Source organism: Gilliamella sp. Pas-s95, assembly GCF_009795795.1.
GTDB classification, from domain to species: Bacteria; Pseudomonadota; Gammaproteobacteria; order Enterobacterales; family Orbaceae; genus Gilliamella; species Gilliamella bombicola.
The window spans coordinates 84,092-110,231 of the sequence record NZ_WTFC01000001.1 but is presented as its reverse complement, the minus strand read 5'-3'; the positions used below and the strand labels follow the sequence as shown (position 1 = coordinate 110,231).

Sequence of the window (26,140 nt, the reverse complement as noted above, 5' to 3'; positions counted from 1 at the left end):
GTTATGTTTCGCAGAATGTTACTTAGTGTATTAGTGCACCAAAAAAAGAAACTCTTTCTTATTGCCTTAACGGTTGCTTTGGGCGTTTCGCTTGCCACCGCCATGTTAAATGTGATGTTTGACGTGGGGGATAAAGTGAACCAAGAGTTAAAAGCCTATGGCGCTAATCTTAATATCGTTCCTCGTGGTAGTTCTGTAATTAGTGAAATGTATCAACTTGATAGCAATGATAAAGGGCAAGCTTTACAGTATATTAAGCAAGATGAGCTTGTCAAAATTAAGATGATATTTTGGGCCTATAATATCGTTGATTTTGCGCCTTTTCTAACAACTCAAGCGACCTTTCATGATAAGCCAATTACGGTGGTGGGCACTTGGTTTAATAAACATCTTAACATACCAACTGGCGATCAGGTTGATACGGGCATGTTAGCTATGAAATCGTGGTGGACAATTGACGGTAAGCCCATGACCGATGACAATTTACAAGGTGTGATGGTAGGTGAAACTGTTGCGAAACAGTGGAATTTAAAGCTAGGTGATACGATAGATATTATCTCAATGCAAAACAACAAAAAGCTTACTCTGACAGTGAATAATATTTTTCATAGCGGGGGCGTAGAAGATGCTCAAATTTATGTATCGTTACCTGTTGCACAAGATCTTGCCAATAAAAAAGGGCTGGTTGAGCGTGTTGAGGTGAGTGCATTAACCACCCCCGAAAACGAATTAGCGCGCAAAGCGGCGCAAGATCCGAATAGCTTATCTAGAACCGAGTGGGACACATGGTATTGTACCGCTTATATCAGTTCAATAGCTTATCAACTTGAAGAATTAATGCCTGATGTTAGAGTCAAAGCTATTATGCAAGTGGCTGAATCTGAAGGTGCAATATTACAAAAAACACAATTATTAATGTTATTGCTGACTATCTTATCGTTGATTTGTTCGGCATTGGCGATTTCGAATTTGGTGACAGCTAATGTTATTGAGCGTAGTACCGAAATTGGTTTATTAAAAGCGCTTGGCGCAACCAATACGGCGGTTGCGATGTTAATATTAACTGAGATCTTAATTATTGCCTTACTTGGTGGTTTTTTTGGTTACTTTATTGGGCTTGGCTTTGCGCAAATCATTGGTCATACCGTATTTGGATCGTTTGTTCAGCCTAAAATGATCATTGTGCCTTTAGTCCTAATTATGGTTAGCTTGATCACCTTGCTAGGTAGCTTACCAGCATTGCGTATTATGATGTTTTTACGTCCAACAAATGTGCTGCATGGTCGATAAGGTGAAAGGTCACTATCATGATGAATAAAAATAGACGCTTTATTATTAAAACGGTGTTTAGTTCACTTATCCGCCGCCGTTCTCGCATTGCTATTGCTTTGCTTGGTGTTGCAATTGGCGCAACTGTGCTCCTTGGTATGATCACGCTTTGTTATGATATACCACGGCAAATGGGGCAAGAGTTCCGTTCTTATGGTGCTAATCTTCTATTGTTACCTGCTAATAATCAGCCAACGGTGGCAATGACGGATGTTAATAAGGCGGTGAGTTTTTTGCCAAAAGATAAATTACTTGGCGTGACCCCGTTTCGTTATGAGTCAATTCGCAGTAATCAACACCCTTATACTATTGTGGGAACAGACTTTAAGCAAGTAACTAAAACCAGTCCTTATTGGCATATTGAAGGTACGTTGCCACAAAATCCACATGAAATAATGATTGGTACCGATATTGCTAATTTCGCTAAGTTAACCATTGGTAGCCCTGTGACCATTTCGGGTAAATCTAAACAAGACTCACGTTTTGATGAGGACCTGAAAGTCACCGGCATTGTCAAAACAGGGCGCTCTGAAGATGGTTTTATTTTTATTGACTTACATGATTTAGAACAGTTATTTGAAGAAAGAGAACAAGCCGAAGTAGTCGAAGTGAGTATTACGGCAACTGAACTTGAGTTACAGCAGTATATTGAGACACTCAAACAACAATCCAGCACAATCGATCCTCATTTGATTAAATGGGTGACAAAATCCGAAACTCTAGTACTTGGTAAATTATCCTCGTTACTTTATTTAGTCACTTTTGTTGTATTAATACTAACTATGATTTGTGTTGCCACCACCATGATGACTGTGGTCATGGAGCGTCGCAAAGAGATTGGTCTTAAAAAAGCAATCGGGGCAACTAACCAAAGTATCGCAAAAGAGTTTTTAGCCGAAGGATTAGTTTTAGGTATCGTTGGGGGCATGATTGGGGCTATTTGTGGATTTATTTTTGCGCAAATCATCAGTACCAATGTATTTGGTCGTTCAATTATTATTGAGTTTTATCTAATCCCAGTCACCATTATTATTTCGGCGATAGTCACGGTGATTGCGTGTTTAATTCCGGTAAAACGTGCACTTGAGGTTGAACCAGCGTTAGTTTTACGTGGTGAATAGGATATAAAGTATGAATATACTCGAAGTAAAAAATGTGTCTAAGATTTATGGTTCACTGCATGCATTGTCTGAGGTGAATCTAACGGTTGAGGAAGGGAATTGGTTATCAATCATGGGACCATCTGGTAGCGGTAAAACGACTTTGATGAATATCATTGGTTGTATGGATAAACCTTCACTTGGTTCGGTTATTCTCGATGGACAAGATATTACCCAGCTTTCTTTATCCCAATTGACAGAAATTCGCCGAGATAAGATAGGCTTGATTTTTCAACAATTCCATCTAGTACCGTATTTAACAGCACTAGAAAATGTTATGGTTGCCCAGTATTATCATAGTATGGTCGACGAAAAAGAAGCCATGCAAGCACTTGAGCGGGTAGGGCTTGCCGCCCGTGCTAAGCACTTACCGCGACAGTTATCGGGGGGAGAACAGCAACGAGTTTGTATTGCTAGGGCATTAATTAATTATCCTAAGTTAATACTAGCCGATGAACCAACTGGTAATTTAGATGAAAGCAATGAAGCGATGGTTATGAACTTACTACATCAACTGCACGAAGAAGGCAGTACAATCATTGTGGTTACTCACTCACCAGAAGTATCAAAACATGCTCAAACCACAGTAGTACTGGAGCACGGCAAAGTCGCGCGTATCATTAATAATTAACCAACAAAAGGTTGTCGTATATGAAAAACCGTATTATTTCGTCAAGTATCTTTATTGTCCTTGGTGTATTAATTATTTTATTTCCATTATATATCTTACCTGTTTGCCCACCGCCTGAAAATGCTGTGATGCCAGTTGATACAATGAGTCACACCATGAATGATGTAATGGATGGCGCGGTAAGTAATGCTATGGATAGAGCGAGTAGTGAGCTTGCCCATAGCGGACACATGCATGCCACTGGTGCAGGGAAAATCATGAAGTGTTTTTGGACAGCAAGAGCTGAAATTGGTGTTGGTTGTTTAGTTATTGCCATTGGCGTATTACTACTGATTAGTCGTACTGTTTTTGTTCGAATGGGATTAAGCATGGCTCTTGCCTGTATTTCTTTATTAGCTATGGCTATTCCAACCATTTTAATTGGTGTCTGCTCAAACGAGATGATGCGATGCAATATGGGCTCTAAACCAGCTTTGGTGTTGTTATCTAGCTTATTATTTATTGTAGCTGTAGTTAACACTTATTACTTAAATAAAAAGACTAAAAATCGATAGCTAATTGTTAGCAAACATCAACCATATTCATCTTTGCCTGATATAGGCAAAGATAGCTTTTTAATAAGACAAGTAGGAAGTCATCATGCAAGAAAAACCGCTCACCATGGCAAATTTAGCGTGGCGAAACATTCAGCGACGACCATTTCGAAGTTGTTGTTTGATTATTATCATTATGCTTTTTTCTGCAACGCTATTTGGTGGTAGCGTGCTGATGAAAAATCTTAGTCTTGGTATTTCGGGCATGGCTAACCGATTGGGTGCTGATATTCTTATTGTACCTTATGGTTATGAAAAAAATATGGAAGTTGCTCTATTGCGTGGTGAACCAAGTAGCTTTTATTTAAAAGTCGATTTGATTGATAAAATAAAAGATATCAAAGGCATTGATGCTATTTCACCCCAGCTATTTATAGCTTCATTAAATGCGGGATGTTGCACAACAAAAGTACAGTTAATCGGGTTTGAACAGCAGAGTGACTTTGTGATAAAACCTTGGCTACAATCGCAACTGACGCAACCGTTAACCGACAATCAAGTGGTTGTAGGTGCTAAAATTAACTCACAAGTCGGGGATGAAATCATATTTTTTAATCATCCCTTCAAAATTGCCGCTAAAATGGATAGTACAGGGATGGGATTTGATACCTCTGTCTTTATGACTATGTCTGCAGCACAATCATTAATGAAAAATGCAAAATTAGTTGAAGGGGATGTTGACCATTTTGCTGATTATGCTTCGTCGATTTTTATTAAGGTCAATTCAGATTATCAACCTAAAGATATTGTTAATCAAATTATGCCCAGATATGCCATGGACTATAATATCGATTTTGTTATGACCAAAGGAATGCTAAGCAATATCGCTAAATGGTTAACAGGCTTTTCAACCATTGTCTATAGCTTATCGGCTATTTTTTGGGTGTTAGCCATTATTGTGATTTTTGTGATATTTTCTTCAACCTTAAATGAACGCAAGCGTGAAATTAGTTTATTACGAATACTGGGCGCTTCACGTCGAGATTTAGTTAACATGTTGTTGCGTGAATCATTAATTATCAGTGCATTAGGTGGAATTGCAGGCATTTTCATTGCGGCAGTATTACTTTATGCATTTAGTTTATTAATCTGCCAATCTATTGGTTTGCCATGTATGAATATTTCGCTATTTGATGCCGTGTTGTATGCAATTGTTGTTTTTATTTTGACGCTAATTATTGGTCCTTTATCAAGCATTTATGGTGCCTTATCAATGACTAAATTTGATACTTATAGTACTCTTAGAGAGGGCGAATAATAATGTTACTGAATGTTAAAAATCTACGTAAAGATTACACAAGAGGACAACAAACCTTTTCAGCAGTGAATAATGTTAGTTTTTCAATGACAAAAGATGACTTTATTTGCATTATGGGTAAATCGGGCAGTGGAAAAACCACGTTACTTAATATGATTGCAGGTTTACTGACGCCAACACAAGGCAAAATCACTATTAATGATACTAATTTGTTTGAGCTTAATGATCAGCAAGTTTCTGCCTTTCGCAATCAGCATATTGGTTATATTCCTCAAGGTAGCAGTTTGTTGCCTAATTTAACGGCAATTGATAATATTCGACTGCCTTTTTATTTAACTAAGCGAGAAAACCAAAATCCCTTAAATGAAGCCAAGAGTTTGCTTGAAAAAGCCAAAATAAGCCACTTACAAGATGCGTATCCAGCTAATATGTCTGGTGGTGAAATGCGTCGTATTGCGATACTGCGAGCACTAATTTGTAGACCTCAAATAATTATTGCCGATGAGCCAACCAGTGCTCTTGATGAAGAGAGTGCAACCGAGATTATGCAATTACTTACTCAAATTCATCAACAAGGTACAGCGTTATTGATTGTTACTCATGATCACGATGTTGCCCATTATAGTCAGAAAGTTATGAAAATGTCAGCAGGGCGATTTATTGATTAATGGGTTTATTTATTAGCTCAATTGTTGTATTAAAAGTGGATTACAGCCCATTTCGATCATAATTTTATTGAGTTTTAGTAATGGCAATCCAACCAATGAATTAATATCATCGCCTTCTAGTTTATCAAACAGGGTAATGCCCAGTTCATCACATTTAAAACTGCCAGCACATTGTAAAGGCATCTCTTTGCTAATGTAGGCATCAATTTCTGAATCAGTTAAGTGCCGAAAGGTCACTTTAAACGGTTCGCAAATGGTGGTTTGTTGTTGAGTTTTGGTATTAATTACTGTCATACCAGTATAAAAATAGAAGGCTTTACCGCTGCTTTGTCGAAGCTGTTTGTGGGCATTATCAACCGTATGCGGTTTGCAAACAATATTACCGTCTAATACGCCGACTTGATCCGATCCTATAATTAAGCTATTCGGGTAGTCTGTCACTAATGACTGCGCTTTAAGCTTAGCTAGCCGAACCACCAATTGCTGAGCTGATTCGCCGACTAGCGGTGTTTCATCGCATACAGGTGGCACACACTCAAAAGGGATAGCTAATTTTTCAAGTATCTTTTTACGTGATGGTGAAGTCGAGGCTAATATGATTCTCATTTTAATTATCTCTTAAAATCCAAGCTGAAGGATGCGCATTAAAACCGATATGAGCATAATAATCAACTGCCTGTGGTGCAGCTAGTAGAGTAATTGAACATGATTTGTCAGTATTGTTTTTCACTTCTTTAATTAATTGCTTTCCGATGCCTTGTCGTTGATAATTTTCATCCACCGCGAGATCTGCCAAATAGGTGATATAAACAAAATCCGTTAAACAACGCGCAATGCCAATCAATTTATCATCATGCCAAGCAGTTACCACCAAATTCGCATTATCTAACATAGCTTGAAAGCGTACGGTATCGGTAAGTGGACGACGTTTGCCTAATGAACAATGACGATAAAGGGTGGTGGCTTGTTCTAGTGTCGGTTTGACATCAGAACGATAAATAATGCAATTCATGTTGATCTCCAGCATAAAACGAATAAAAATAATTAGGGATTACATTTAAAATTAGTATCATACTAGCAAGGTAAAACCTATTTTAGTTTCGCTGAATATATAATCTAATCTATAACAAAGCAAGGAGGGAGTTATGTACAAAAAAATTTTAGTTCCTATCGATGTGCTTGAAGATGAATTAACTAAAAAAGTCATTCCACATGTAGAGTGCTTAGCCAGATTGTCTAATGCGCAAGTCATCTTTTTTCATGCCTTGCCTGTTTCATCGGCTATTATCAATGCTTACTCTTTTGGATTTGATGAATTTAAAGATCATGCAACAGTACAAACGGAACAATACCTTCATCAATTAATGGATTCGATTAATTTACCGCATGAACATGTATCGTTTTCTATCGCATTTGGTCATCCAAGAGATGAAATCCTTGCATTAGCTGACGAAATCAAACCAGACTTAATAATTTTAGGCTCGCGTCGTCCCAATATCTCAACGCATCTTTTAGGATCGAATGCGTCAGGAGTGGTGCGTGGAGCTAAAACGGCGGTGCTTGTGATTCGGTAGGTTTAGCATTATATGTTAAGTATGTCTTTTAGAGGGCACCGTTGTAATTTACTTTTGATCAGTATAGATAGGTAAGCAGGAGGAATTTAATGTAAAAATTCCCCCTGATAAATAATTTGGGCTTTTAATTTTAGTCACTTAATGTGTAATTTATAAAAGATGCAAAATCAATTACTTCTATCTTTTTTGTCGATATTGATGATAGGACAAAATTAAGCTCTAACTTGGTAAGTTAACGCTAATCGTCATCTTCTTCTTCATCCTTATCTTTTTCTAAGCTTACTAATGATCGTTTAAAGTACTTAGTTAATAATTCATTGATATTTATCATATCTTTTAATTGAACAATATTTTTTCTTGTTATTTTTTGGCTGACGTCTTGCAGATCTCCATAAAATACTATTTTTGCACTTTTTTTGTCATTAAGCCATTTTATATAATCTGTTATCTTTTTATCCAAATAGAAACGATACTTTTCAATTACTTCTTGCTTGGTGAAAAGCAACTCATATATTGTAAGCTCTTTATTAGAGTTGATAGTGTAAAAACGCGTATTAATAGAAGAATATGTTGCCTTATTTTGATTGATAGTAAACTTTTTAATCAAAGCCTTAGTGCCTTTATATGTAATATCTACTACGGGAGCAACCTCTAGATTTGTAGAAATAAATATGTCAATTTTTAGAGGTGATGTTGAATTATCCATTGAAAATAAATATCGATTGTCATAACCTGTTGTAAAAGATAGTTGGTGTTTTTTCATATAGTGAATTAATAATTTTAAATCATCTGGGTTTGTGATTTTTTTGCTTAAATTGAGAAAATCATTGAGATATTCTTTTTGTATTTGTAACCCATTTGAAAAAGTAACTTCATAAATATTATCTTTTGTGACAGTTACTGTTTTAACCACAACATCATTTAGATTAGGAATTTTTATTTTTTTCAAATCCTGTACATTTTTCTCTATTTCGCTGTATTGATCTGGTCGAATTAGGTATTTTAGTCCATTAAATTCAATTTCTTTTGAAAAACACTGTTCTTTTAAATAAAAAATTTCACCATTTTCTAGATTAAATTTATAGAATAAACAATCATTTGCTACAAAGCTATCAAGGAAGACAACTTTCATTGCACTATATTTATTTGCTGGCAAGGATATTTTTGTATCTGTAAGTGGATCTGTGTAGAAATGCGAGTATTCGCCAGTTTTTATAACATTGGGATCGTATTTGTTGAGTATAAATTCATCGGCTAATGATGTGCTCGGAATAAAATTCGACAATAACATCAACGCCAAGTAAAAAATTGTTCTTTTCATTTATATCCTTATAAATAATTGTTGGTAATATGTGAGTTATGTTGTACTAGCAATAATAGAGTCGCAAAGATAGTTTAATAAATTAGACTAGTTGTGTTTTATTTATTTGTATTTATTATAATAAAGTATTTTCTAATAAAAAATTATTGAAATAAAGTCATTAAAAAATCAGTTAGAAAAGGTATTGATTTTATTTAATTTTTTTGTCTTTTTTGTGTAAATTAACCGCCTTATTGGCGGTTTTGTTTATTGATGCTTTATAATAAAACAGCAATGGATCTGTTTGTTGCGTTTAAAATCAAGCGAAAGGGTTTTATTAGTAATCTCTTGATAGGTGAGCCCCAGATTTTGCATACCGAGACTATCCATTTTAAAACCACGCTTATTGTTGGAGAAAATGATAATACCATTAGGTCTTAATAGACGTTTTAAATCCGTCATTAATTTTAGATGATCACGCTGAACATCAAAGGTATCGTGCATACGTTTTGAATTCGAAAATGTCGGCGGATCGATAAAAATTAAATCGAATTGCTCATCAGCCTGAGATAAATAGAGCAAACAATCTGCCTGAATTAATCGATGTTTTTTACCCGTTAAACCGTTTTGTTTTAAATTGCGATCAGCCCATTCCAAATAGGTGCGTGACATATCGACCGTGGTGGTCGATTTTGCTCCGCCAAGTCCGGCATAAACCGTTGCACTACCTGTATAGGCAAATAGATTTAAAAAGTCCTTGCCGGCACTTATTTCACCTATCATTTTTCGCGCTAAGCGATGATCTAAAAACAATCCTGTATCTAAATAATCGGTCACATTAACCCAAAATGCGGTTTTGCGTTGATTAATTGGGTATTCATGTACTAAAAAATAGTCCTGTTTTTGCCCCAGCTTTTGATATTGCTGTTTACCTTTTTGCTTTTCACGCGTTTTTAATACTAGCTGATCGGCAGTAAGTTCAAGTACTGACATGGTTGCATTGATAATATCAAAAAGTCGCTGGCGTGTTTTTTGTGGATCAATATTTTTAGGTGCGGCATATTCTTGCATCACTATTTTATCTTTATAACGATCGATAGCAACGTTGTATTCAGGTAAATCCGCATCATAAAGTCGATAGCATTCTAGCTGTTCTTGAGCAGCCCATTTTTCTAACTTTTGCTTATTTTTGCGTAATCGATTAGCAAAGTCTGTAGCTGGCAACGTTGGATTATTGATTGGATGTTCAGTGTTACGCTGAGCAATGACATAATTTTTTTGTATACAGTCCAGTGGACCATTTTTGGCTTTGAATTGTCTATTTGCTCGCATTTGTAAGCAATCTAATAATTGTGGTGCGCCGCTAAATAGCGATAATTTCCACCCACCAAAATTTTGTTTAATTTGTTGACCGAGTGCCGTATGCAAAGCAATCAGTGCAGGCTCACTTTCTAAGCGTTCGCCATAAGGTGGATTGCTAATAATCATACCGGTTGTTTGTGCTAGTAATGGATTACTTAATTGCGTTACATCTTGCACTGAAAACGTAATTAAATCACCCACACCTGCTTGGATGGCATTTTGTTTGGCTCGTTCAAGTACTGCTGAGTTATTATCGTAACCAATAAAAGGGGTATTGGGTTTGCCAACATTTTGTTTAGCTGAAAATAATAGCTCATTCCATAAAGTTGGATTAAAGCTTTTCCAAGCAAAAAATCCCCATTGTTTGCGTTGTAATCCCGGTGGGATTTTTGATGCAATCATAGCGGCTTCAATCAGTAGCGTGCCCGAGCCACACATCGGGTCAAGCAGTGGTTCATCACTTTGCCAACCTGAACGCATAATAATGGCAGCAGCCAGGGTCTCTTTTAATGGTGCTTGCCCTGTTTGCTGGCGATAACCACGCTCATGTAAGCTGTTACCACTCAAATCTAAAGACAGTGTGACACGGTTTTTATTTAAATAAGCATGAAGCCGAATATCCGGATCTTGCTTTGCTACATTGGGCCTTTGGTTGGTATTACGTAAAAAATGATCGACAATGGCATCTTTGATCTTTAGCGCACCATATTGGCTATTACGAATAAACTCATTAACACCAACAAAGTTGATCACAAAAGCGTTATCGACAGCAAAAATATCTGTCCATTTAATATTAAATACGCAAGAATACAGATCTAAATCGCTATAGATATCAAATTCGGCTATTGGCAATAAAATGCGTGACGCTAAACGTGACCACAATAGTGATTGATATACAGTTGTTTCATCAGCATCAAAATAGACACCACCTTGTGCAATTTTACAATTAATCGCACCAATTTGTTCTAACTCTTTTTTTAATAACTCTTCAAGCCCGCGAGAAGTGCTGGCAAATAGCGTTTTCATGCATAACCCACTTTACAATAAAATTGCTGGCATTATACCGACTAATTGCAATGGTGGGAAATAAAGGCTAAATTTAGTCAGAAGAATTAGAACGTAGCTCAAATATAAAAATTTTTTTGATCAATTTATCGTATAATTAAATATAATTCGCTACCGTACTTTAATATGAAAATAATGGATATAGGAAACTAATAAGTATGAAAAACTTAGTATCAGTAATATTAGGCATTTTTATTTGTGGTTACTCATATGCTGAAGTAGATACTAAAGTGTATAACAATTATCTTTCATTATACATTCCAGAAATAGCACCACATTCCAAACTAATAAAACGTCAAGATATTTATACATCTATTGATTATTCAGATGCAATGAGATTTATAGACGGAAAATTAGTTATAGAATCAAATAATAGAGGTTTAATTATTTTTAGTGGTAGCGAAAAATACAAATCAACACTGTTTTATGATTATGTTAAAAATATTATTGTATGGAATATGAATGATAAACCTTTTACTCAAATTAAATTAACTCTTGATAAAGATGAAAATATTATTGAATCTTCTTCATTAAATAGTTTTAATTTCCATTATCAGTATGATTATGATGAACAAAAAAGATTGGTAATGTCCATGGGAAATGGGGCAAATATTAATGCAAAAAACCAATTTTTCTATACAAACAATAATATGTTGAAATCTATTTCTGAGGAAAAAAAGATCCTTAAAGCTTTTTATAATAGAAAAATAGAGTTTATTTATGATGATAATAATAAACTGAAGAAAACAATACAAACTCATTATTTAGATGAAAATAACTCAAAAATAGATAAGACAATAATGTGTTATTTCACCGATCATAATGAAAATGGAGATTGGACAAAAAGCCATTGTATTAAAGATGGAAATATTGATTTAGGTGATATAACAAGAATAATAGAATACTGGTGATAAATAAAATTAAAAAGTTAACATCCCCCCCAAAAAAATGAACGCCATGATTTAAATGATATGTCCATTAGTATTAATCAAACAAGGATAACTCATTATGAAAAACGATTCACTGAAGAACAAATCATAAAATGGTCTCGTAAATAAATTTGTGTATTTACCTATTTTTGAATCACTCTTTTCGCCTTGAATAATTTTTTATTTAGATTTTTTCTGTTTTATATAAGATTTAGGTTTTTCTAACCATGATAAAGGAAAGAATGAATAAAAGAGAAAAAACGCAAATGCAGAAAAAACTAATGGTTTATATTCAGAGGAATAACTAATGATAGTTTTGTGAGCGCAAAGAATAAAAATATGAGTAAATCCAATAATAACACACAAAAATAACATTATTCGCCTTTCCCATCTTAAACGCTTATTTTCCATATAATCTACTCTACTATATCCCCTATAACGAATAGTAACAAAAATAGGTAGAATAGAAACAAGATAAAATAAAATATAAATCAAAATAACCACGTTTAACACTTTCTCCTTTTACCTTGAATAATTTTTTATTTAAATTTTTTCTTTTTTTATGTGAGATTTAGGACTCTCTAACCATGATATAGGAAAGAGTGTATAAACAATAAGAAATATGTATGCTGAAACTAAAATAGGCTCATAGCCTAAAATAGAATTATCTAGGCTTTCTAATTTACTTTTTAGTTCACCTGCAACTATTACTTGAAAAATTAAAGCGATATAATTAAAAATTAGCGCTCCTCGTTTTTTCCAATTCAATTGCTTATTATATTGGTAATCACTTATTGTATATTTTCTAAATCGATAAGAAATAATAATAGGCAAAAGAGATAAAAAATAATATGCAATATAGATTAATATAATCATATGTGCTATTCCTTTTCTTAAATATGATAATCGTAATATTTTAAATATTCAGCACCATCTATATGCTAACATAGCTAACCTATACTCTTTTGCTGTACTATTTTAAAGGGGGATAGTTACAGTCTGAGATTTTATGATTTGTGATACAATGTTCTCTCTATTTAAAACATGCAAAAAAGCATTGTAATCTATCTTTTACTTCTTAAAAAGAATCCAGTGAAAAATATTTTATTTTTTAGCTTTCAAGATGGAGAAATGCAAAAAAATCAATGATTTAAGTCGAGATACAGAGTATGCTAGCAACGAGTCTCAAACATATCTTTAATGAAGAAAAAACAAAAAATAAAACGGTCTTAACCGAAGATCAGTAATAAAAAACCTATATTTCTTTTGTATATCGCATGCAGCAATAGCTATTTTTACTTTAATTTATTTTAAGTCAAAATAATCGAACATTTAGCAAAAGAGTTGGCCATTATGGAAAGTAGTTGATATGTTCTTTATTTATAATACGTAACGTCAGTTCGGTAATAGCAATAATTAACGCTGAGCGTATCATTTGTTGATAGCGGTTTTGGTACATGGAAGATTTTAAAGTATCGACAATGCCAGATTGTTTGGCTTTTTCGTGTTGTGATTCCCAGCTTGGTGGAAACACCATATCATGTAATAAGCTAATAGGCCCTAAAATTTCATCATCTAAATAAGTATATTGCCTGTCATCTTGCTCTAGCTCGTCTAAAATAGCAATCAGTAGCTCTATATCTTCGTAATCCTCACGAGAAATAATTCCCAACGCATAAAGTAGTTTTAAGCAAACAGAGGTATCATTGAGTGGTCCATTTTTACCGACTAATGACGGAATGACAAATTTAATAGCGTGTGGTTCTTTTCGAAAGACTTTAAGAATTAATTTGTTGACATTATCATTGATTAATTTTATTGCAACAGTTAGCAAGCTGTGAATGTCAGCTTGCTGGTTAAGTTTTTCTAATATCGTATCTTCTTGTAATATCGATTCTGGCATTAGGTGTTATGGGTAAATTGATGATTTTGCATTGTAGTATAAATTTCTTCAATTTGCTTAACAATAGAATTGTTAACATCAATCCCAGCGATTTGACAAAAAGCGTGTTTAACACCTTTTTCAGTAATGAGTTTTGCCAGTTCAACTGCTTGCTCATCATCACTATTACGATAGTTGAGAGCGGCTGCGATACCGATTAGTAAGTTAGTATTTTTAACTTGATACTCAAAAGTACCGAGCAATGGCTTAATTAAACGATCGCCAGCACCTAATTTACGCATTGGTTGCCGACCAACACGTGAAGTATCATCATGTAAATACGGGTTTTCGAAGCGGTTTAAGATTTTTTCGATATAAGCCATGTGTTTTTGTTCATCAAAATTGTAACGTTTGATAAGTACTAAGCCGCTTTCTTCCATTGCTCCACGAACAATTAAACGAATTTTTTCGTTTAAAATTGCATCGCGAATGGTGCCAATACCATGATAGAAACCTAAATAAGCCGTAATCGCATGACCTGTATTTAAGGTAAATAGTTTTCGCTCAACAAAAGCCATTAAATTGTCAACAGGCTGCATACCTGTAATGGTTGGAATAGGGCCAACAAACTGCGTTTCATCAACAATCCATTCAGAAAAAGTCTCTACAGTGACTTCTAAAATATCGCCTGTTTTTGATGTTGCAGGCGGTACAATGCGATCCACTGCTGAATCGACAAAACCGATATGGGCATTTGTCCATTGATGAAGCTCTTTTGGTAGTGATTTGAAGATTTCTTGTTTAAATTGGCTAGTACCACGAACCATATTTTCACAAGCAATAATATTCAGTGGCTTGGTGTTGCCTTGTTGATATCTTGCTATAATTCCTTGCGCAACACTTGAAGCAATGCTTGCTAAAATTTGCGGACCCACGGCGGTGGTGATTAAATCAACTTTGGTAATATAATCGATCACTTTATTAGAGGTGCTGTTAATTCCATCGACATTTTTGATTATTTCCGTGGTGGATTGTTCGCCAACAACATTGACTGGGTACTCACGGCGCTTAGCGATTGCAGAGATGATTTGTTCATTGATATCGGCAAAGGTGACCTGTATGCCAGCATCCGATAGTAATTTTCCAATAAAACCTCGCCCAATGTTACCTGCGCCAAAATGTAATGCTTGCATTATAATAATCCTTAATTAAATTTAATTTTAAAAGTGGTAATGGTTTCCCACTTGTTAAGTGGGAACGATAATTGTGATATTAACTTAAAATAGCAAGTACCTCTTCAATACTTGTTGTGTTAACCAGTTTGGTAATAATGGCTTGCTCATCAAGAGCATTAGTGAGTTTTGCAATGACATCAAGGTGTTCATTATTACGTGCAGCAATACCTATTACAATTTTCGCTTTGTCGTTGTCTTCTTCGCCAAATTGAACACCAGCTGGATATTGGCAAAATACGATGCCGGTTTTAATAACGTCGTTTTTTGATTCAATAGTGCCATGTGGAACAGCTATTGATTCTCCTAAATAAGTAGACGTTAATTTTTCACGCGCTAACATTGCTTCAATGTAGGCAGGGGTAACATAACCACTATCGACCAATTTTTGCCCGGCAAAACGAATGGCTTCTTCTTTGTTTTTAGCGGTTAGCCCTAAAAAAATGTTTTGTTCTGATAATTTAAATAGAGGTGCATTATCAGTGGATTGGTTGCTGCTAGGTATCGTTTCACTTGCTAAACTACTCGTTTGAGAACTTAAAAGATCCGCAACCAATTGGCTATATAATTGACTGTCTAAAAAGTTGGTTAATGATATGTGATGTGCGTTTGGAGCGTGTTGTTTGGCTTGAACGGTTAAGTCTTTATGTGTGATAACTATGTCAACATCATTAGGAAGGTTATTAATTGCTAAATTAGTGACAAAAATATCGAGATTGGCATCTTGTACTTTTTTGCGTAACACACCTGCTCCCATAGCACTAGAGCCCATTCCTGCATCACAAGCCACAATGATTTTTTTCACTTTAGCTAAGTCAAGTATTCCATTTGTAATACCTTTTGATTCGTTTTTCATTGCAGAAACATTCGATTTAGCATCTTCAAGACTTTTGTCTGTTTCTTTGGTTGTTTTTAATAAAATCGCAGAAACGATAAAAGTAACCGTAGTTGCAGCAATGACAGAAAAAATTACGCCAAGCATAGATGATTTTGGTGTGACGGCAAGAACGGCGATGATTGAACCTGGTGATGCGGGTGAACCTAATCCTGCTCCAAATAATGTTAAAGTAAATACGCCTGTCATTCCACCTAAAATAACCGCAATAATAAGACGTGGATTCATTAATACATAGGGGAAGTAAATTTCATGGATCCCACCAAAGAAGTGAATAATTGCTGCGCCACTGGCTGAACTTTTTGCTGATCCTTTACCAAAAAACATATAAGCGAGTAACAAACCTAAGCCAGGGCCAGGGTTGGCTTCGATTAAAAAGAAAATAGATTGAGAATGTTCAGCCGCTTGTTGAATACCTAATGGTGAGAATATACCGTGGTTAATGGCATTATTTAAGAAAAGGATCTTAGCGGGTTCAATAATGATCGAAGTTAAAGGTAATAAATTATGCTCAACTAAGAAATTAACGGCAATAGTTAATTTACCAGATGCAATAACGACAGCAGGACCAATTGCGAAAAAAGCAAGCAACGCAAGTAGCATACCGATAATACCCGCTGAGAAATTATTGACTAACATTTCAAAACCGCTTTTGATTTTACCGTCTACACTTTTATCAAATTGCTTTATTACCCAGCCAGCAAGTGGGCCGACGATCATAGCTCCTAAGAACATGGGAATATCTGAACCAACAATGACTCCCATTGTTGTGATTGCACCAACTACTGCACCTCGTTCACCGTGAACTAATTTACCACCAGTATAACCAATCAATAGTGGTAATAGGTAGGTAATCATAGGTCCAACTAGCTTGGCAATCGTTTCATTTGGATACCAGCCTGTTGGAATAAAAATAGCGGTAATAAATCCCCAAGCAATAAACGCACCAATATTTGGCATAACCATATTACTTAAGAATCGTCCAAAATTTTGGACTTTCAATTTGATGTTTGAGGTTGTCATAATATTCATCTTTCCTTATTGATTGGTATAATCTTTATGCAGTTATTGTAGAGGGATTTTGTTATTCGATTCATCAAAAAAAATTGATAAGTGTGATGAATATCACATTGTTAAAACCATTCCATTTTTTATTTTTGTGATTAAGATCACATTTACTTGGTATAAAAAGCAAAGTTTTAAGTCCAATAGACTAAAACGTATGTTTTCCTGAAATTTTTTTACAAAATAAGTGAACTTTGCCAAACTCGTTAACAAAGTCTTGCGCCATGATAAAAAATCACTGGAAAACTTGTCACAGTAAAATTTTAGTATTCGTTGATGTTATGTGAGAACTTTAGTTTTGATTACGATCTCAAAACCATACCGTCAGTCCCCACATTTAGTCTAGCAGGCTTTACTCCACGGTAACCGATTTTGCTAAATTACGAGGCTGATCTACATCAGTGCCTTTGATTAAAGCAACATGATATGCGAGTAGCTGTGTGGGCACGGTGTAGTAGATTGGTGCGGTAAGTTCTTCAATATGGGGTAGATTGATGATGTGCATGGTGTCATCACTGACAAAACCCGCATCTTGCTCGGCAAAGACATACAGTTGACCGCCACGCGCTCGTACTTCTTCGATATTGGATTTTAGTTTTTCTAGCATTTCGTTGGTTGGTGCCATCACAATCACTGGCATATCCGCATCAATTAATGCAAGAGGGCCATGTTTGAGTTCACCTGCAGCATAAGCTTCGGCGTGGATGTAAGAGATTTCTTTGAGTTTTAACGAAGCTTCCATAGCAATTGGATATTCATCACCCCTCCCTAAGAATAACGCATGATGTTTATCAACAAATTGCTCTGCTAATTTTTTAATTTGTGGTTCAGACATAAGCACTTGTTCAATGCGGTTTGGCAAGGTTTGTAAGGCGTGGACAATTGCTTGCTCGGTGCTTTGTGCCATATTATTTAAACGTCCTAATTTTGCAACTAGTAGCAATAAAACCGTTAATTGTGTGGTAAAGGCTTTAGTTGATGCAACACCAATTTCAACTCCTGCTCTGGTTAATAAAACTAAATCGGCTTCACGTACGAGTGTGGATGCAGCCACATTACAGACAGCAAGGGTGCTTAAGTAGTGGTTTTCTTTCGCCAATCGCAAGGCTGCGAGTGTGTCAGCTGTTTCGCCTGATTGTGAAAGGGTTATAAATAGACTGTTTTTGCGACGAGCGGGATTACGGTAACGAAATTCTGAAGCAATTTCGACATCGCACGGTATACCCGCTAAGGCTTCAAACCAGTAGCGTGCCACCATACCGGCATTATAAGCGGTGCCACAGGCAACAATTTGCACATGCTCAACCTGCTTTAGTATATTTTCTGCATTCTCACCAAGTTCCGATAAATCCACCTTACCATGTGCCATACGCCCTTCAAGGGTATTTTTGATCGCATTAGGTTGTTCGTAGATCTCTTTTTGCATGTAGTGGCTATAGCCTGCTTTGCTACCCGCATCGTATTTTGCATCAGATTCTATACATGGGCGCATTACTTCATGATGATTTTTGTCTATGATAGTCACTGTGTGGTGAGTGATAAGCGCGGTATCGCCTTCTTCCAAATAGATAAATTGGCGGGTGACAGGTAATAGTGCTAACTGATCTGATGCAATAAAGTTTTCGCCTACGCCACAACCAATAACTAAAGGGCTGCCAGAGCGCGTTGCAACTAATATATCTGGGTTGCGCGTGTCCATAATGACTGTGCCATAAGCGCCTCGTAGCTGTGGGATAGCTTTTTGCACGGCGTCAAATAAGGAACAATCTTCGGTTGATATAATGTCATGAATTAAGTGGGCAATAACTTCAGTGTCGGTTTCTGAACGGAATTGGTAGCCTTTGGCGATCAGCTTTTCACGCAATGGTTCAAAATTTTCAATAATTCCATTATGCACGACAGCAATAAAGCCAGATATATGTGGGTGGGCGTTATGTTCAACGGGTTCACCATGGGTTGCCCATCGAGTATGTGCAATGCCGGTAACTCCTTTAAGTGGATGTTTTGCAATGGCGTCTGTTAGGGCTTGCACTTTGCCAACACGGCGAACGCGTTGTAGTTCGCCGTGTGGTGAGATAATTGCCAGTCCTGCTGAGTCATAACCACGGTATTCTAATCGTTTTAGACCTTCTAATAATATTTCAGCAACATCACGTTTGGCGATAGCACCCACAATACCACACATAATTTATTCCTCGTTAGTTAACTTTGTAGGTCGTTTCCAACCAGCAAGTTGTTTTTGTTTAACTCGACTTACGACCAATTCGTTATCATTTACATTATTGGTAACGGTTGTGCCTGCTGCAATGGTTGCGCCTTTACCCACTTTTACTGGTGCAATCAATTGTGTGTCAGAACCGACAAACACATCATCTTCAATAATAGTTTTAAATTTATTGGCGCCATCATAATTACAAGTGATAGTGCCTGCACCAATGTTGACATTACTGCCAATTTCGCTGTCGCCAAGGTAGCTTAAGTGCCCAGCTTTGGTGGCTTTGCCCAGATGTGCTTTTTTTAATTCAACAAAATTGCCGACATGGGCTTGTTCGTCAAGTTGTGAGCCAGGTCGTAGGCGAGCAAAGGGGCCGATAGTACACTGTTTAGCGATAGTTGAATCTTCAATAATGCTATACGGACTGATATTTGAATTATCATCAATCGTGCAATTTTTTAAGATACAGCCCGCACCAATAAATACGTTATTACCTAGTGTGACATTGCCTTCAATAATTACATTACAATCAATAGTGACATCTTTACCGTGCGAGAGTGTGCCTCGTAAGTCAAAGCGATTTGGATCAAGCAGTGTCACACCAGCGAGTAATAAGTGTTGAGCTTGCTGATATTGATATTGCCGTTCTAATGTTGCCAATTGCAGGCGATTATTGACGCCTTCAACTTCAAATGGTTGTGCTGGGTGTGAGGTTAGTATGTCATAACCATCTTGGTGTGCAAAAGCAATAATGTCGGTTAAGTAAAACTCTTGTTGCGCATTATTGTTGGTTAAACGAGATAACCAATTTTTCAATAATTTACCAGTAACGAGCATGATACCGGTGTTAATTTCATTGATTTTTTGTTGCTCAGGGGTGGCATCTTTTTGTTCCACAATGGCAACGACTTTACCGTTGTGGCGTTCAATGCGTCCATATCCAGTTGGATTATCGAGTATTACCGTCAATAATGCGATGCCTTGTTTTGGTTTGCTAGCAATTAAAGTTTGTAGTGTTTGAACCGATATAAGAGGTGTGTCGCCATATAAAATTAAGATATCTTCATCATCTTGAATATAAGGGATAGCTTGTTGAACAGCATGGCCAGTGCCGAGTTGTTCAGCTTGATAAATCAGCTGCACATGTTGATTTTTAAGTACATCTTCAAGCTGTGCTTTGCCATGTCCATAAACAATATTAATGCGGTTGGTATTTAGTTGTTGAACTGTATCAATAACATGTTGTAACATCGGTTTTTCGCCGATTTTATGTAAAACTTTAGGTAGGTTGGAATACATCCGTGTGCCTTTTCCTGCCGCCAAAATAATAGCACTCAGTTTTGGAGGTGAAATTGCCATAATCAGTTCCGGTCTGGTTAAATTAGCCTAATACTATAATCAAAGTTTTTAATGAAATCATCCCCAATCTTTTAATTTTTATCATAAAAAAAGTAATGTTGATATTTACCAATGAGTTTAACAAAAAAAGGAGGTCATGTTATGAATTCCGTGATGAAAGTTTTATTACTCTATACCACACACGAAAAACAAACACTTAAGATTATGCAACGTATAAAATCGCGTCTTTATGATAAATGTGAGTGCGACGTTATTGAACTGCTACCCGATACTAAAATCGATCTAACTCAATACCAAGCAGCTTTATTGGGTTGTTCGATTCGTTATGGGTTTTATAGCAAAGTGATGAAAGCGTTTATTGATAAGCATTATCAGCAATTAAATAAGATGAAGTCTGGATTTTTTGGGGTAAATTTGGTGGCAAGAAAACCCAATAAAAATACGCCAGAAACGAATTTATACACCAAAAAATTCTTAGCTAAAATAGCATGGAAGCCAACCACTACTGCGGTTTTTGCTGGCGCGCTGTATTATCCACAATATAATTGGTTTGATCGCAATATGATCCGTTTGATTATGTGGTTAGGAAAGGGCGATACTGATGTGACAAAACCAATGATTGAATATACTGATTGGACAAAGGTAGATGAGTTTGCCGATCAGTTTTATACTTAAACGCATAGTTTCCTGAAACTTTTTCACAAACAAATCGATATTCTTCTAAACTTATCAAGTTTTCAAGTTCTTTTAAATAAACTTTGTGATATAGATCAACATTTCGGCTAAAAAGGTGTACAATACCGCGCCTATAGAATGTGTCTCCTAATTGGAATTTTAATTGTGATTGAAAATTTAAGAAATATTGCCATTATTGCCCACGTTGACCATGGTAAAACGACTTTGGTTGACAAGTTATTAAAACAGTCGGGTACGTTAGATAATCTACGTGGTGACGATAACGAACGTATCATGGACTCTAATGCGCTTGAAAAAGAACGTGGTATTACCATTTTAGCTAAAAATACCGCTATTGATTGGAATGGTTACCGAATTAATATCGTTGACACCCCAGGACATGCTGATTTTGGTGGTGAAGTTGAACGTGTTATGTCGATGGTTGATTCTGTGCTATTGCTCGTTGATGCAATGGATGGACCAATGCCACAAACGCGTTTTGTAACGCAAAAAGCATTTGCTTATGGTTTAAAACCGATTGTAGTTATCAATAAAGTCGATCGTCCAGGTGCACGTCCTGATTGGGTTGTTGATCAAGTGTTCGATCTGTTTGTTAATTTAGGGGCTACTGATGAACAGTTAGATTTCCCTATCGTTTATGCTTCAGCATTAATGGGGATCGCAGGTTTAGATCATGAAAATATGGCTGAAGATATGACGCCATTATTTGAAGCGATCGTTAAATATGTTGAACCACCAAAGGTTGATTTAGACGGTCCATTCCAAATGCAAATTTCTCAACTTGATTATAATAATTATGTTGGTGTTATTGGTATTGGTCGTATTAAACGCGGTCGCGTTAAACCAAATCAACAAGTGACTATTGTTGATAGTGAAGGCAATAAACGAACTGGCAAAGTAGGGCAAGTTCTTGGTCATTTAGGACTACAACGCTATGAGGCTGAAGTTGCTGAAGCTGGCGATATTATTGCATTAACGGGGCTTGGTGAACTAGGCATCTCTGATACGATTTGTGATAATAGCTGCGTTGAAGCATTACCTGCGTTAACCGTTGATGAACCAACTGTAACTATGTTCTTTAATGTCAATAGCTCACCGTTTGCTGGTAAAGAGGGTAAATATGTCACTTCTCGCCAAATTCTTGAACGTTTAAATAAAGAGCTTGTCCATAATGTTGCACTTCGTGTCGAAGAAACGCCCGATCCAGATGCCTTTAGAGTCTCAGGTCGTGGTGAATTGCATTTGTCTGTACTCATCGAAAATATGCGCCGTGAAGGTTATGAGTTAGGGGTTTCTCGTCCTAAAGTTATCTTTAGAGAAATTGACGGTAAAAAACAAGAGCCATTTGAACAAGTTACGCTTGATATTGAAGAACAACATCAAGGTTCAGTGATGGAAGCACTTGGTTTACGTAAAGGTGACTTAACAAACATGCTACCAGATGGTAAAGGTCGCGTACGTTTAGACTATATCATTCCAAGTCGTGGTCTTATTGGTTTTAGAACTGAATTTATGACCATGACCTCAGGTACCGGTTTACTTTATTCTACCTTTAGTCATTATGATGACGTTCGCCCAGGCGAAATTGGTCAACGTAATAATGGCGTAATGATTTCAAACGGTACTGGTAAAGCATTGGCTTATGCGCTATATGGCTTACAAGACCGTGGTAAGTTATTCCTAGGTCATGGTGCTGAAGTTTATGAAGGTCAAATCATTGGTATTCACACTCGCTCAAACGACTTAACCGTTAACTGTTTAACTGGTAAAAAATTAACAAATATGCGAGCATCAGGTACTGACGAGGCAACAACACTTTCACCTCCAATTAAAATGTCATTAGAACAAGCATTAGAGTTTATTGACGATGACGAATTAGTGGAAGTTACACCATTATCTATCCGTTTACGTAAACGTCATTTAACTGAAAATGATCGTAAACGTGCGTTTAGAAGTGGTAATAAAGACTAATGTAGTATTAGTGCTACCGTAATATGAAAACCTCGATACAATTCGGGGTTTATTTTTGTCTATTGTGATAATAAAACGATATCGTTTTCAATGTGCTTGATGAGAACGCGAAAAGCTATCGTTTTTCCCTGCGACTAGTTTATTAGTTTTATCAATTTTTCTATAATTTAAGGAAAAATAACAGTTGATGTTGTACAAGTATTTTGTACAATGTTAGCAGGTTAATTAAGTTTTCAATAAGGAAATATTATGAGGCATATTAGTTATTCAGCGGCAAGAGCAAATTTATCAGCTAAAATGGATGAAGTTGTAAATGACAGAATGCCAACTATTATTACTCGTCAGAACGGGAATAATTGTGTCTTAATGTCATATGAAGAGTATGCATCTTTAGAAGAAACAGCACGCTTATATCGTTCGCCTGCAAATGCAGCTCATTTGTTGCGTTCATTAGAACAAATTAATAGTGGAAAATTGCAAGAGCATCAGTTGAACGATGAATAAATTATTTTCTGATGAGTCTTGGAGTGATTATCTATATTGGCAGAAAACTGATAAAAAAATGATTAAACGCATCAATGAACTTCTTAAAGATATTAGCAGAACACCATTTTCTGGCCTAGGTAAGCCCGAAAGTCTAAAGTTTAATTTATCTGGCTATTGGTCAAGAAGGATTGATAGTGAACATAGATTAGTTTATAAAATTGAAAATAATTGCATTATTATTCTATCGTGTCGTTATCATTATTGAAACTAGAAACTAGTCAACAAAGTTGGCTCAGATTGTCGAACCCCGCTATTTAGCGAGGTTTTTTTTGGCTTTTACTCTAGCAATGGCGTCGGCTATTGACTGTTTACGATCGGTGGGAGTGCTGATTTTGTTTGTCGTCGGCATGGTGCGTGGAAACAAGATCGTTGGTGGCACTAACTGATTATGGCCTAATCGCTGTTGCTTTTTCTGAGTTAGCACTAACTCTTCTGATTCGCTCAATACGCTACCTAACGTGCTTAATGTAATACAGTCTGTTGGGCAGGTATTGATACAATTACTACATGAGGTACATAATTGTGGCAGTATTGTGTGCAATACTTGTTTGCTACCGACAATGGCATCGGTTGGGCAAACACGGATGCACTTGCCGCAGCCAATACAGTTTTCTTCGTCAATAAATGCTTTATATTGTTGTTGGGTTTGCATAATCACTTCTTGCATTAACTTAAACCTACAATATTACCATCTTTGTCAATATCAATTTGTCTATAAGCTGGATTAGTGCCTAGCCCTGGCATAGTCATTACATTACCAGCATAAACACGAATAAAACCAGCACCAGCAGATATAGCTAAGTGACTAATGTCGACATCAAAATCGGTAGGTACATTTTTTAGATTGGCATCAGCGCTAATTGACATAGGGGTTTTTGCGATACAAAGCGGCAAATGATCGAGTTTTAATGCTTCTATCTCTTTGATATTTTCCAGTGCTTGTGCTGATAAATTAGCTTTGTTGGCGCCGTATTTTTTTACCATAGTTTGAATTTTATCAGCAAGTGACATGTTGTCAGGGTAAGGTAATTTGATCTCACTTGGCATATCACACGCTTTGATAACATGCTCTGCCAGTTTTTCAGCGCCTTTACCGCCTTGAGTGAAAACTTCACTCACTTCGCAAGCAAATGCCCCATGTTCAACTGCATATTTTTGTAAAAATGCGAGTTCTTCTTCACTATCGTGTGGAAAGCGATTAATGGCAACAATTACTTGTAGCCCATAACTTTTAGCATTGTTGATATGCCACGCTAAATTAGCCGCACCAATTTCAAGCAGCTCCACATTAGATTCTGAGATTTCTTTTGGAATCGCTTGTCCTGGTTTGATATTATATTTACCGCTGTTAGATTTTAAGCTACGAACCGTTGCAACCAGCACTACACATGAGGCTTTTATTCCTGCTTGGCGATATTTAATATTAAAGAATTTTTCCATGCCCATATCTGAGCCAAAACCAGCTTCGGTTACGACATAATCGGCAAGTTGTAAAGCAATGCGATCTGCAATGACAGAGGAGTTGCCATGGGCAATATTAGCAAAAGGTCCCGCATGAATAAGTACCGGCGTATTTTCAACTGTTTGCATCAGGTTTGGATTAATTGCATTTTTTAGTAACACTGTCATAGCGCCCGCAACTTCAAGTTGTTCTGCGGTAATCGCTTCACCTTGAGTATTATAAGCAAGAATAATACGCCCAATGCGTGCACGCATATCGTGTAAATCTGAGGCTAATGCTAAAATTGCCATAAGTTCTGACGCTGCGGTAATTTCAAATCCATCTTGGCGTGTAATGCCATTAACGCCACCACCGACACCAACAGTAATTTTGCGAAGCGCACGATCGTTATGATCTATCACGCGTTTCCACACAATGCGATTTACATCGATATTGAGACGAGGCAAGCCCGTTTGTGCGGTAAATTCATCGCCCAAGCGTTCTTCATGATAAAGCCGTGAATCTAATGCGGCTGATGCCAAATCATGGGCGGCAGTAATAGCATGAATATCACCAGTTAAATGCAGATTTAAGGTTTCCATAGGTAATACTTCAGCCTGACCACCGCCAGCAGCACCACCTTTTACACCAAATACAGGACCTAAACTTGGCTGACGGATACAAGCAATGGCTTTTTTCCCAATATAATTTAAGCCTTCACTTAGTCCGATAGTATTCACCGTTTTACCCTCACCAAGTGGGGTTGGCGTAATAGCGGTAACTAACACTAATTTGCCGTTAGGTTTTTTTTGGTTGGCTTTAAGAATCGATAGATCGATTTTTGCCACATGTTTGCCATAAGGCAGGACAAATTCTTCTGGAATGTTGCATTGTTTAGCGATTTCAGTAATTGGGCGTAAAGGCATATTAGTTCTCATCTAACAATAAATTGGACTATCAGTATAAATA

The 26,140-nt window shown here is 36.4% G+C and carries 24 protein-coding genes; 12 read left to right on the top strand and 12 right to left on the bottom strand.

Annotated elements, in window-relative coordinates:
• Nucleotides 1-3 precede the first annotated feature (3 nt).
• The 6 genes from GQ598_RS00585 to GQ598_RS00560 all read left to right on the top strand — a co-directional run bounded on the left by GQ598_RS00585 (nucleotide 4) and on the right by GQ598_RS00560 (nucleotide 5,639).
• Nucleotides 4-1,290, top strand: coding sequence for an ABC transporter permease (locus tag GQ598_RS00585; RefSeq protein ID WP_160401882.1), 1,287 nt, complete (start codon nucleotides 4-6; stop codon nucleotides 1,288-1,290).
• A 17-nt stretch (nucleotides 1,291-1,307) separates the two neighbouring features.
• Nucleotides 1,308-2,450 carry an FtsX-like permease family protein gene (locus tag GQ598_RS00580; RefSeq protein ID WP_160401881.1) on the top strand — a complete coding sequence of 381 codons (1,143 nt, stop codon included), beginning with the start codon at nucleotides 1,308-1,310 and terminating at the stop codon, nucleotides 2,448-2,450.
• 10 nt (nucleotides 2,451-2,460) lie between these two features.
• The gene (locus GQ598_RS00575) at nucleotides 2,461-3,120 is read left to right on the top strand and encodes an ABC transporter ATP-binding protein (RefSeq protein ID WP_091346207.1); all 660 of its coding nucleotides are present in this window, start codon (nucleotides 2,461-2,463) and stop codon (nucleotides 3,118-3,120) included.
• 20 nt (nucleotides 3,121-3,140) lie between these two features.
• Complete coding sequence (locus GQ598_RS00570) at nucleotides 3,141-3,674, top strand: DUF4418 family protein (protein WP_160401880.1); 534 nt, start codon at nucleotides 3,141-3,143, stop codon at nucleotides 3,672-3,674.
• An 85-nt stretch (nucleotides 3,675-3,759) separates the two neighbouring features.
• Complete coding sequence (locus GQ598_RS00565; RefSeq protein WP_160401879.1) at nucleotides 3,760-4,971, top strand: ABC transporter permease; 1,212 nt, start codon at nucleotides 3,760-3,762, stop codon at nucleotides 4,969-4,971.
• 2 nt (nucleotides 4,972-4,973) lie between these two features.
• Complete coding sequence (locus GQ598_RS00560; RefSeq protein ID WP_160401878.1) at nucleotides 4,974-5,639, top strand: ABC transporter ATP-binding protein; 666 nt, start codon at nucleotides 4,974-4,976, stop codon at nucleotides 5,637-5,639.
• A 12-nt stretch (nucleotides 5,640-5,651) separates the two neighbouring features.
• Here GQ598_RS00560 and GQ598_RS00555 read toward each other — a convergent pair whose 3' ends face one another.
• Both GQ598_RS00555 and GQ598_RS00550 read right to left on the bottom strand, forming a co-directional pair.
• Nucleotides 5,652-6,245 carry a nucleoside triphosphate pyrophosphatase gene (locus GQ598_RS00555; protein WP_091346200.1) on the bottom strand — a complete coding sequence of 198 codons (594 nt, stop codon included), beginning with the start codon at nucleotides 6,243-6,245 and terminating at the stop codon, nucleotides 5,652-5,654.
• 1 nt (nucleotide 6,246) lies between these two features.
• Nucleotides 6,247-6,651, bottom strand: coding sequence for a GNAT family N-acetyltransferase (locus GQ598_RS00550; protein ID WP_091346198.1), 405 nt, complete (start codon nucleotides 6,649-6,651; stop codon nucleotides 6,247-6,249).
• Between the two features lie 133 nt (nucleotides 6,652-6,784).
• Here GQ598_RS00550 and GQ598_RS00545 point away from each other — a divergent pair, with 133 nt between their 5' ends.
• Nucleotides 6,785-7,213, top strand: a complete 429-nt coding sequence (locus GQ598_RS00545) for a universal stress protein (protein ID WP_091346196.1) — start codon at nucleotides 6,785-6,787, stop codon at nucleotides 7,211-7,213.
• Nucleotides 7,214-7,451: 238 nt separating this feature from the next.
• On the opposite strand, the gene GQ598_RS00540 is transcribed toward GQ598_RS00545, so the two are convergent.
• Nucleotides 7,452-8,534, bottom strand: a complete 1,083-nt coding sequence (locus GQ598_RS00540; RefSeq protein WP_160401877.1) for a hypothetical protein — start codon at nucleotides 8,532-8,534, stop codon at nucleotides 7,452-7,454.
• Between the two features lie 246 nt (nucleotides 8,535-8,780).
• Complete coding sequence (gene rlmKL, locus GQ598_RS00535) at nucleotides 8,781-10,901, bottom strand: bifunctional 23S rRNA (guanine(2069)-N(7))-methyltransferase RlmK/23S rRNA (guanine(2445)-N(2))-methyltransferase RlmL (protein ID WP_160401876.1); 2,121 nt, start codon at nucleotides 10,899-10,901, stop codon at nucleotides 8,781-8,783.
• Nucleotides 10,902-11,098: 197 nt separating this feature from the next.
• On the opposite strand from rlmKL, the gene GQ598_RS00530 reads away from it, so the two are divergent.
• Nucleotides 11,099-11,851, top strand: coding sequence for a hypothetical protein (locus tag GQ598_RS00530; protein WP_160401875.1), 753 nt, complete (start codon nucleotides 11,099-11,101; stop codon nucleotides 11,849-11,851).
• Between the two features lie 561 nt (nucleotides 11,852-12,412).
• On the opposite strand, the gene GQ598_RS00525 is transcribed toward GQ598_RS00530, so the two are convergent.
• The 6 genes from GQ598_RS00525 to glmU form a co-directional block, all read right to left on the bottom strand.
• Nucleotides 12,413-12,745 carry a hypothetical protein gene (locus tag GQ598_RS00525; protein WP_160401874.1) on the bottom strand — a complete coding sequence of 111 codons (333 nt, stop codon included), beginning with the start codon at nucleotides 12,743-12,745 and terminating at the stop codon, nucleotides 12,413-12,415.
• 475 nt (nucleotides 12,746-13,220) lie between these two features.
• Nucleotides 13,221-13,772 carry an MltR family transcriptional regulator gene (locus GQ598_RS00520; protein ID WP_160401873.1) on the bottom strand — a complete coding sequence of 184 codons (552 nt, stop codon included), beginning with the start codon at nucleotides 13,770-13,772 and terminating at the stop codon, nucleotides 13,221-13,223.
• Nucleotides 13,772-14,944 (bottom strand): mannitol-1-phosphate 5-dehydrogenase, encoded by a 1,173-nt coding sequence (locus GQ598_RS00515; RefSeq protein ID WP_160401872.1) that lies wholly within the window; start codon nucleotides 14,942-14,944, stop codon nucleotides 13,772-13,774. The genes GQ598_RS00520 and GQ598_RS00515 overlap by 1 nt, the downstream gene beginning before the upstream one ends.
• 79 nt (nucleotides 14,945-15,023) lie before the next feature.
• Nucleotides 15,024-16,901: a PTS mannitol transporter subunit IICBA gene (locus GQ598_RS00510; protein WP_160401871.1), complete on the bottom strand. Its 1,878-nt coding sequence runs from the start codon at nucleotides 16,899-16,901 to the stop codon at nucleotides 15,024-15,026.
• 394 nt (nucleotides 16,902-17,295) lie between these two features.
• Nucleotides 17,296-19,128: a glutamine--fructose-6-phosphate transaminase (isomerizing) gene (gene glmS, locus GQ598_RS00505; protein ID WP_160401870.1), complete on the bottom strand. Its 1,833-nt coding sequence runs from the start codon at nucleotides 19,126-19,128 to the stop codon at nucleotides 17,296-17,298.
• A gap of 3 nt (nucleotides 19,129-19,131) precedes the next feature.
• Nucleotides 19,132-20,517: a bifunctional UDP-N-acetylglucosamine diphosphorylase/glucosamine-1-phosphate N-acetyltransferase GlmU gene (gene glmU / locus GQ598_RS00500; RefSeq protein ID WP_160401869.1), complete on the bottom strand. Its 1,386-nt coding sequence runs from the start codon at nucleotides 20,515-20,517 to the stop codon at nucleotides 19,132-19,134.
• Nucleotides 20,518-20,670: 153 nt separating this feature from the next.
• On the opposite strand from glmU, the gene hemG reads away from it, so the two are divergent.
• The 4 genes from hemG (at nucleotide 20,671) to GQ598_RS00480 (ending at nucleotide 23,935) form a co-directional block, all read left to right on the top strand.
• Nucleotides 20,671-21,192 carry a menaquinone-dependent protoporphyrinogen IX dehydrogenase gene (gene hemG, locus GQ598_RS00495; RefSeq protein WP_160401908.1) on the top strand — a complete coding sequence of 174 codons (522 nt, stop codon included), beginning with the start codon at nucleotides 20,671-20,673 and terminating at the stop codon, nucleotides 21,190-21,192.
• Between the two features lie 165 nt (nucleotides 21,193-21,357).
• Complete coding sequence (gene typA, locus GQ598_RS00490; RefSeq protein WP_091346614.1) at nucleotides 21,358-23,184, top strand: ribosome-dependent GTPase TypA; 1,827 nt, start codon at nucleotides 21,358-21,360, stop codon at nucleotides 23,182-23,184.
• A 249-nt stretch (nucleotides 23,185-23,433) separates the two neighbouring features.
• A complete protein-coding gene (locus tag GQ598_RS00485; RefSeq protein WP_160401868.1) occupies nucleotides 23,434-23,688 on the top strand; it encodes a type II toxin-antitoxin system prevent-host-death family antitoxin in 255 nt (84 codons plus the stop codon).
• A complete protein-coding gene (locus GQ598_RS00480; protein ID WP_085248226.1) occupies nucleotides 23,681-23,935 on the top strand; it encodes a Txe/YoeB family addiction module toxin in 255 nt (84 codons plus the stop codon). Before GQ598_RS00485 ends, GQ598_RS00480 begins: the two co-directional genes overlap by 8 nt.
• A 45-nt stretch (nucleotides 23,936-23,980) precedes the next feature.
• Here GQ598_RS00480 and GQ598_RS00475 read toward each other — a convergent pair whose 3' ends face one another.
• Together GQ598_RS00475 and GQ598_RS00470 are read right to left on the bottom strand one after the other, a co-directional pair.
• Nucleotides 23,981-24,397, bottom strand: coding sequence for an RnfABCDGE type electron transport complex subunit B (locus GQ598_RS00475; RefSeq protein ID WP_091346178.1), 417 nt, complete (start codon nucleotides 24,395-24,397; stop codon nucleotides 23,981-23,983).
• On the bottom strand, nucleotides 24,397-26,109 hold the full coding sequence (locus tag GQ598_RS00470; RefSeq protein WP_160401867.1) for a formate--tetrahydrofolate ligase: 1,713 nt from the start codon (nucleotides 26,107-26,109) through the stop codon (nucleotides 24,397-24,399). The genes GQ598_RS00475 and GQ598_RS00470 overlap by 1 nt, the downstream gene beginning before the upstream one ends.
• Between the last annotated feature and the right edge of the window lie 31 nt (nucleotides 26,110-26,140).